Source organism: Microbacterium sp. NRRL B-14842 (assembly GCF_050470785.1).
In genome coordinates this window covers 1-8,650 of sequence record NZ_JBFLUM010000084.1, presented here as the reverse complement: position 1 = coordinate 8,650, position 8,650 = coordinate 1, and the positions used below count along the sequence as shown (strand labels likewise).

Below are 8,650 nucleotides of genomic sequence, written 5' to 3'. Positions count from 1 at the left end.
CCGTCAACCGGATCTCCCGCAGCTGCTTCCGCGTCAGCGGACCTCGCTGATCCGATGTGCTCATGCCTTGCTCCGATACAGATGATGCTTCGCGATGTACTGGACGACCCCGTCGGGGACGAGGTACCAGACCGGTTGATCGTCACGGACGCGGTCACGACAGTCCGTCGACGAGATCGACAGCGCCGGCACCTCGAGCTGGCTGACGTCGTCGCTCGGGAGGCCGTCGATGCTCAGAACGTGTCCTGGGCGGGAGACCGCGACGAAGTGGGCCAGTTCCCACAGTTCATCATGGTCTCTCCAACTGAGAATTTGCGCCACGGCGTCCGCGCCGCTGATGAAGAACAGCTCGGCGTCCGGCCGCTGCTCCTTGAGGTCGCGGAGGGTGTCGATCGTGTACGTCGGTCCCGCGCGGTCGATGTCCACCCGACTCACCGTGAACTGCGGATTGGACGCCGTCGCGATCACGGTCATCAGATAGCGGTGCTCGCTGGGCGTGACGTCGGCCTTCTGCCACGGACGACCCGTCGGGACGAACACCACCTCGTCGAGATCGAACGATGTGCGCGACCTCGCTGGCGGCGACCAGGTGGCCGTGGTGGATCGGATCGAAGGTTCCGCCCATCACGCCGATGCGCGGTGCGCGCGTGGTCGCGGTGCTCATGAGGGCCTAGTGGCCGTGTCCGCCTCGTGGTCCTTGCCGTGCTTCGCCGCCCAGGCTTCTGCCTTGGCGGAGTGGCGGTTCGCGACGTTCTTGTACGACAGCGTCACGAAGCCGAGAGCGGCGAACACGATCGCGGCGATGACTCCGAAGATCAGGGTCTCGAGAGCCACGTTGCCGTGGTGCTCGGTCTCTGCGGCGGCCATCGCGATCTGTGCGACGAGGTTCATCCTGACTCCGTTCGTGGCGTGCTGTCTCGGGGGTCCTGTAGGGATACAGCGTCCCCCAGTCTAGCCCTCAGCCGCGCGTCTGACCCGCCCCACGCGCGAGCCACTTCGTACTGGTCAGCTCGGAGAGCCCCATCGGACCGCGCGTGTGCAGCTTCTGCGTCGAGATCCCGACCTCGGCACCGAAGCCGAACTCGGCCCCGTCGGTGAACCGAGTGGACGCGTTCGCCATCACCACCGCCGAATCCACCTCGGCCAGGAACCGCTCCGCGCTGCGGGAATCGGTGGTGACGATGGATTCCGTGTGCCCCGTGCTGTAGCGACGGATGTGGTCGAGCGCGTCGTCGAGGCTGTCGACGACCTTCATCGCGACGTCCAGGCTCAGGTACTCCGTCGCCCAGTCCTCCTCCGTGGCCGGGATGATGTTCGCCACGAGCCCGGCGACCACGTCGTCGCCGTGGATCGCCACCCCCTCGCTCATGAGGGCGCTCGCGACGAGCGGGATCAGGCGCGGCGCCGCCTGCCGGTGGACGAGAATCGTCTCGACCGCATTGCACACGCTGGGGCGCTGCACCTTGGCGTTCACGACGATGTCGCAGGCCCAGTCGTCGGGGGCGCTCTCGTCGAGCAGGATGTGCACGTTCCCGGCGCCCGTCTCGATGACGGGCACGGTCGACTCGGTCACCACCGTCTCGATGAGCCCGGCGCTGCCGCGCGGGACGAGCACGTCGATGAAGCCGCGGCCCTGCATGAGCGCCTTCGCCCCGTCGCGCCCGAAGTCGTCCACGGTCTGGATCGCCTCGGGCGTCACCCCGGCGTCGCCGAGGGCGGAACGCATGACGTCGACGAGCACGGTGTTGGAATGGAGCGCCGCGCTGCCTCCCCGCAGGACGACCGCATTCCCCGAACGCAGCGCGAGGGCGGCGATGTCGACCGTGACGTTGGGACGCGCCTCGTAGATCGCCCCGACCACCCCGAAGGGGACGCGCACCTGCTCCAGAGCCACGCCGTTCGGCATGCGGTGTCCGCCGACCACACGACCCACCGGATCGGGCAGGGCCGCCACGTCGCGGACGGCCGCGGCGAGGGCGGAGACCCGCTTCTCGTCGAGGCGGAGGCGGTCGATGAGCGACTCGCCGATGCCGTCGTCCCGACCGCGCGCGACGTCACGCTGATTGGCCTCGATGATGCGGGCGGCGTTCTCCTCGAGGGCGACGGCGATGGCGTCGAGCGCCCGTGCCTTGTCGTCGCTCGTGAGGGCGGCGGTCGTCCGCGAGGCCTCCTTGGCCCGCTCCAGGCGCGTCTGAGGGGTGAGGTCGGTCATCCGCCCAGTCTAGGAGGTGGCGGGCTCGAACCAGGTCCCGATGTCGGCGCCTGCAAGGGCCTGCGCCACGAGGTCGGCGCTGGTGACCAGCACCCCGATGCCCGAGGCCGCCGCGAGTCGGGCAGCGGAGACCTTCGTGGCCGCTCCCCCGGTGCCGACGCTGTTGACCACGGTCGCACCGAACTCCAGCCCGGAGAGGTCCGCATCGGGGGCGACGACGTCGATGGGTTCGGCGCCGGGGTCGCTCGGAGGCCGCGTGTAGAGGGACTCGATGTCGCTGAGCAGGACGAGGGCGTCCGCCTCGATGAGCTGGGCACGAGGGCGCCGAGCCGGTCGTTGTCGCCGAAGCGGATCTCCTGTGTCGCGACCGTGTCGTTCTCGTTCACGATCGGCAGCGTGCGCAGCCCCAGGAGGCGCTCCATGGCCCGCCGCGCGTTCGAGCGCGACGTCGGGTTCTCGAGGTCTCCGGTCGTGAGCAGCACCTGGCCGGCGACGATGTCGAAGGGGCGCAGAGCCTCCTGGTACCGGTAGACGAGGATGTTCTGGCCGACCGCGGCCGCGGCCTGCTGCGTGGCGAGATCGGTGGGCCGCGCATCCAGACGGAGGAACGGGATGCCGGAGGCGATCGCTCCCGACGACACCAGCACGACCTCGGCCCCGCGGGCGTGCGCCGCCGCCAGCGCCTCGACGATCACCGGGATGCGCCAGGACGACTCGCCGCTGATGGACGACGAGCCCACCTTCACGACGATCCGCGTCGCCGTCGCGAGATCGGCGCGCGTGCGTGCGGTCACGCCTCGTCCTCGCGGTACGTGGCGAGGCGCTCCGCCTCCAACTCCGCGCGCGCCTGCGCCTTGGCGTCCATGCGCTCGTAGTACTTCTCGCGACGCTCGGACGTGGTCCGGCGGGCGTTCGGAGCCAGACGCGGGTCGGTGCCGCGGGGCGCCGACATGAGCTCGGCGGCGGAGCTCATCGTGGGCTCCCAGTCGAAGACGATGCTGTCGCCCTCGCCGATGACGACGGTCGAACCCTGGACGGCGCCGAGGCGGAAGAGCTCGTCCTCGACGCCCAGCTTCTCCAGACGGTCGGCGAGGTAGCCCACGGCCTCCTCGTTCTGGAAGTCGGTCTGCTGCACCCAGCGCACCGGCTTCTCACCGAGGATGCGGTAGACGTTGCCGTACGTGCCGCCCTCGACGCGGATCGTGAACGGCTTCACGGAGCCCTTCGGGCGGATGACGACGCGCTCGCGCGGGGCCTCGACCGCGGTCTCCTTGCGGTGCTTCTCGACGAGCTCGCCGAGGGCGAGGGTGAGCGGGCGCAGCCCCTCGTGCGAGACCGTGGAGATCTCGAAGACCCGGAATCCGCGGGCCTCCAGATCAGGACGCACGAGATCGGCGAGGTCACGGGCCTCCGGCACGTCGACCTTGTTCAGCGCCACGAACTGCGGGCGCTCCAGCAGGGGCGTCTGCCCCTCCGGCACCTCGTACGCGGCGAGCTCGGCGAGGATGACCTCGAGGTCGGAGATCGGGTCGCGGTTCGGCTCCAGCGTCGCGCAGTCGAGCACGTGCAGCAGCGCGGAGCAGCGCTCCACGTGCCGCAGGAACTCGAGTCCGAGGCCGCGGCCCTCGCTCGCGCCCTCGATGAGGCCCGGCACGTCGGCGACGGTGTAGCGGAAGTCCTCCACCTGGACGACGCCGAGGTTCGGGTGCAGCGTCGTGAACGGGTAGTCGGCGATCTTCGGCCGCGCGGCCGAGATCGCGCCGATGAGGCTCGACTTCCCGGCGGACGGGTAGCCGACGAGCGCCACGTCCGCGACCGTCTTGAGCTCGAGGACGACATCGCCCTCGAAGCCGGGGGTGCCGAGCAGGGCGAAGCCGGGAGCCTTGCGCTTCGGAGTCGCCAGGGCCGCATTGCCCAGGCCGCCCTGGCCGCCCGCCGCCACGACGAAGCGCTCACCGGGCTCGATCATGTCGATCAGGACGTCGCCGCTCGGGCTCTTGACCACGGTGCCGACCGGGACGGGCAGCTCCAGTGTCTCGCCGTCGAAACCGGAGCGGTGGTCCCCCATGCCCGGTCCGCCGTTGCCAGAGGACCGGTGCGGCGAGTGGTGGTAGGACAGCAGCGTGCCGGTCTGCGTGTCGGCGACGAGCACGATGTCGCCGCCGTCGCCGCCGTTGCCGCCGTCGGGGCCACCGAGGGGCTTGAACTTCTCGCGGTGCACCGAGACGCAGCCGTTGCCGCCCTTGCCTGCACGCAGGTGCAGTGTGACGGTGTCGACGAACGTGACCATGTGCGAGTCCTTCGGTGTGCTCGGGGTGCCTGACGGCAGATACGCGGACGGGGCGAGCCGAAGCCCGCCCCGAACCGGATGTTTAGCGTGGTGCTGTGATCACTCAGCAGCGGCGACGATGTTGACGACCTTGCGGCCGCCCTTCGCGCCGAACTCGACCGCACCGGCGGCCAGAGCGAACAGCGTGTCGTCGCCCCCACGGCCGACGTTGGCGCCGGGGTGGAAGTGCGTGCCGCGCTGGCGGACGATGATCTCGCCGGCGAGGACCTGCTGACCGCCGAAGCGCTTCACGCCGAGGCGCTGTGCGTTGGAGTCACGACCGTTACGGGTGGAGCTTGCGCCTTTTTGTGTGCCATGTCCTGGTCTCCTCGGTCTTACTTGATGCCGGTGATCTTGACGCGCGTGAGCTCCTGGCGGTGGCCCTGACGCTTCTTGTAGCCGGTCTTGTTCTTGTACTTCTGGATGACGATCTTCGGGCCGCGGAGGTTGCCGACGACCTCAGCCGTGACGGTGACCTTCGCCAGCGCGTCGGCGTCGGTGGTCACCGTGGAGCCATCGACGAGCAGCACGGCGGGCAGCTGCTGATCTCGTCGCCCTGGGCAGCCTGAACACGGTCGAGCTGAACGATGGTGCCGACCTCGACCTTCTCCTGCCGGCCACCGGCGCGCACTACTGCGTAAACCACTTCATACCTGTTTCGTTGGGGAGCACGCGGCTCCGAGAATCTCACGGGAAGACTGTTGCTTGCATGCGTCGCTGGTACGACGGGCGCGAATGCAAGACTCTCCGCTTCGGCCGTCGAGGACGACGCGGCATGCGCACCAAGGGACTACTTTACCGGATGCCGGCTGACCTCGCAAAGTGAGCCGGGTGACGGGGCCGGTCGTAGGCTGACGGAGTGACCGTACTCGTCGACGACCCCCGCTGGCCCGCCCATGGACGCCTGTGGGCGCACCTGGTCAGCGACGACAACCTCGACGAGCTGCACGCCTTCGCGCGCGCACACGGGATCCCCGCCCGGGCCTTCGACCTCGACCACTACGACGTCCCCGAGGACGCCGTCCCCCGGCTCATCGCCGGCGGTGCGCAGCACGTCCCCGGCAAGGAGCTGGTCCGGCGCCTGATCTCCTCAGGCCTCCGGGTCCGCGGACGCGACCGGCGGCACTGACGCCTCCGAGTTCACCGACACCGGCGTACCGGAGAGGGCGGCGGTGGTGACCCGGCGCCGTCCACGACCCTGGCCGGGCGCCTTGGGCTCCGGAAGCGCATCCAGCACCGAGTCGAGCAGCTCCTCGGTGGGCGTCTTCGGCCCCTTCCGGTCACCGCGCTTCTTCCGGGCCTTCTTCGGGCGCTCGGAAGCGGGGACGGGCGCGGACTCGGCCGCCGGTGCCTCGGCGGCCGGTTCGCCGGACGGCACGATCGTGGAGGCGGCGATCTGCGCGAGGGCCGACTTCGCCCCCTCGGTGATGCTGTGGGTCACCGGCGGCGCGGCAGGTGCGGAGTTGTTGTTGCCACCGCCGTTGCCGTTGTTGCTGCCGCCGTTCCCGCGCTGACGGCGTCCGCCGTTGCCGTTACCGCCGTTGTTGCCGTTGTTGCTGCCGTTCGCACGGTGCTTCACGACCGGGTCGTGGTGCACGATCACGCCGCGACCGGCACAGACCTCGCACGCCTCACTGAAGGTCTCCAGCAGCCCGAGACCGAGCTTCTTGCGTGTCATCTGCACGAGACCGAGCGAGGTGACCTCGGCCACCTGGTGCTTCGTGCGGTCGCGGCTCAGGCACTCGATGAGTCGGCGCAGCACGAGGTCGCGGTTGGACTCCAGCACCATGTCGATGAAGTCGACCACGATGATGCCGCCGATGTCGCGCAGACGCAGCTGGCGGACGATCTCCTCGGCGGCCTCGAGGTTGTTCTTCGTGACCGTCTCCTCGAGGTTGCCGCCGGAGCCGACGAACTTGCCGGTGTTGACGTCGACGACCGTCATGGCCTCGGTGCGGTCGATCACGAGCGAACCGCCGGAGGGCAGCCAGACCTTGCGGTCCAGTGCCTTCTCGATCTGCTCCGTGATGCGGAACGCGTCGAACGGATCGACGTCGTCCTCGTACGCCTCGACACGCTCGAGCAGGTCGGGGGCGACGCTCTCCAGGTACGCCCGGATGGTGCGCTGCGACTCCTCGCCCTGGATGAGCATCTTCGTGAAGTCCTCGTTGAAGACGTCACGGACGATCTTCACGAGCAGATCGGGCTCGGCGTGCAGGAGCGCCGGAGCCTGCTGGCTCTCGACCTGCTTCTGGATGTGCTCCCACTGGGAGGTGAGGCGCTGCACGTCGCGGGTCAGCTGATCCTCGGTCGCCCCCTCCGCGGCCGTTCGCACGATCACGCCGGACGACTCGGGCAGCACCTCCTTGAGGATGCGCTTGAGGCGGGCGCGCTCGTTGTCGGGCAGCTTGCGGCTGATGCCGTTCATGGAACCGCCGGGCACGTACACCAGGTAGCGGCCGGGCAGCGAGATCTGGCTCGTGAGGCGGGCACCCTTGTGACCCACCGGGTCCTTCGTGACCTGGACGAGCACGCGATCGCCCGGCTTCAGAGCGAGCTCGATGCGGCGGGGCTGGTTGCCGGTCTCGACGCCGTCCCAGTCCACCTCGCCCGAGTAGAGCACGGCGTTCCGGCCGCGACCGATGTCGACGAACGCGGCCTCCATGCTGGGAAGCACGTTCTGCACGCGACCGAGGTAGACGTTGCCGATCAGCGAGGCGTCCTGGTTGCGGGCGACGTAGTGCTCCACGAGCACGCCGTCCTCCAGGACTCCGATCTGCGTGCGGCCATTCTTGGAGCGCACGACCATCTTGCGGTCGACCGACTCGCGACGCGCGAGGAACTCGGCCTCGGTCACGACCGGACGACGACGACCGGCGTCACGGCCGTCACGACGCCGCTGCTTCTTGGCTTCGAGCCTGGTCGAACCCTTGATGGCCTTCGGCTCGGTGATGTACTCGACGACCCGCTGACGCTGCCGCGGCTCTTCCCGCTGCTCGTCGCCCTCGGATCCGCCGCGGCGGCGACGACCGCGGCGACCGGCACCGGGCTCGTCCTGGTCGCGCTCCGGCGCACGGTCGTCACGACCGGGGCGCGCGGGCAGCGGAACGACCTCCGGCGCGTAGAAGTGCAGCTGCGTCGACACCTGCGACACGAACACCTCGGGCAGCAGACCGAGCGACACGGCGGTGACGGCCGCGGGCTTCTCGGGCTCGGCGGGGGTCTTGTCCGCAGGCGCCGCCTCAGCGGAAGCCACGTCCGCGGGGCCTTCGTCCGCGGGAGTTTCCTCGGCGGGAGCCTCCTCCGCGGCAGCCTCCTCGGCAGGGGCCGGCTCAACGGGTCCCTGCTCCGCAGGGGCCTCCTCGACCTGAGCCGCCGCGTCGATCGCGTCTGCGGCGGCCTCGTCTGCGGCAGCGGCGTCCTCGACAGCGGCCGCAGCCGCATCGTCCGCCGCCGCAGCGGCGTCATCGGCCGCCGCGTTCTCGGCAGCGCGGTCGTCCGCCGCGGCCTCCGCCGCCGCGTCGTCCGCGTCCTCCTGATCCCGCGAGGTATCCTCCGACTCCTCCGCGGCGAGAGCGGTGGGCGCCGTCAGCGGCTCCGCGGCGTCAGCCGGGGCGTCGAGGGCGGGGGCGTTGTTGTCATTGTTCTCATCGGCCATCTCTGGCGTGCTCCCTGGCACGGTCCACTGCGTGTCCCGTGAAATCTCATGCGGCACCCGCGGGTGCCGCGAACTCAATCGGCCTGCGACCGGCTCATGGCTCTGGTCGCGTGGGGCATGGGCCCCGAAGTCTGCTCGACGCGTGTCGCGGCAACGCCGTTCATCGCATCACAGGTCATTATCGCACCACATCGGTCCGATCGCGGCATCTCTCGGTCCCGACCGTTTTCTCCGGGCGGTTCTCGCCCTTTCCATAGCCGTCGCTGGGATAATCCTGAGCATGAGCGAGCAGCGCACCCGCCCCGTCGTCTATGCCGTGTGGTTGATCATCGCGAGCGTCATCGGCTGGTACGCCGCCTTCCAGCTCACCGTGGAGAAGTTCGCACTGCTGGAGCACCCGAAGGAAGCGCTCGGCTGCGATCTCAGTCCCTTCATCCAGTGCAGCACCAAC

The 8,650-nt window shown here is 69.6% G+C and carries 5 protein-coding genes and 4 pseudogenes; 1 reads left to right on the top strand and 8 read right to left on the bottom strand.

From position 1 onward, the window contains the following. Window positions 1–60 precede the first annotated feature (60 nt). The 7 genes and pseudogenes from nadD to rplU form a co-directional block, all read right to left on the bottom strand. A pseudogene (nadD, locus tag AB1285_RS25970) lies at window positions 61–664 on the bottom strand (nicotinate-nucleotide adenylyltransferase). Further along, a complete protein-coding gene (locus tag AB1285_RS25965; protein WP_429978193.1) occupies window positions 661–891 on the bottom strand; it encodes a hypothetical protein in 231 nt (76 codons plus the stop codon). The pseudogene nadD and the gene AB1285_RS25965 overlap by 4 nt, the downstream one beginning before the upstream one ends. Before the next feature lie 67 nt (window positions 892–958). Next, window positions 959–2,212: a glutamate-5-semialdehyde dehydrogenase gene (locus AB1285_RS25960; RefSeq protein ID WP_370428802.1), complete on the bottom strand. Its 1,254-nt coding sequence runs from the start codon at window positions 2,210–2,212 to the stop codon at window positions 959–961. A 9-nt stretch (window positions 2,213–2,221) separates the two neighbouring features. Next, a pseudogene (gene proB, locus AB1285_RS25955) lies at window positions 2,222–3,006 on the bottom strand (glutamate 5-kinase). Beyond that, window positions 3,003–4,502, bottom strand: coding sequence for a GTPase ObgE (obgE, locus tag AB1285_RS25950; RefSeq protein ID WP_280565574.1), 1,500 nt, complete (start codon window positions 4,500–4,502; stop codon window positions 3,003–3,005). Before obgE ends, proB begins: the two are co-directional and overlap by 4 nt. Before the next feature lie 99 nt (window positions 4,503–4,601). Then, window positions 4,602–4,850: pseudogene (gene rpmA, locus AB1285_RS25945) on the bottom strand (50S ribosomal protein L27); the annotation flags it as partial. A gap of 26 nt (window positions 4,851–4,876) precedes the next feature. After that, window positions 4,877–5,187 (bottom strand): annotated as a pseudogene (gene rplU / locus AB1285_RS25940) (50S ribosomal protein L21). Between the two features lie 213 nt (window positions 5,188–5,400). Here rplU and AB1285_RS25935 point away from each other — a divergent pair. Continuing rightward, window positions 5,401–5,670: a DUF4031 domain-containing protein gene (locus AB1285_RS25935; protein WP_187661702.1), complete on the top strand. Its 270-nt coding sequence runs from the start codon at window positions 5,401–5,403 to the stop codon at window positions 5,668–5,670. Here the strand turns inward: AB1285_RS25935 and AB1285_RS25930 are convergent. After that, the gene (locus AB1285_RS25930) at window positions 5,632–8,199 is read right to left on the bottom strand and encodes an Rne/Rng family ribonuclease (RefSeq protein ID WP_292798160.1); all 2,568 of its coding nucleotides are present in this window, start codon (window positions 8,197–8,199) and stop codon (window positions 5,632–5,634) included. The two genes, AB1285_RS25935 and AB1285_RS25930, sit on opposite strands and share 39 nt — an antisense overlap. Between the last annotated feature and the right edge of the window lie 451 nt (window positions 8,200–8,650).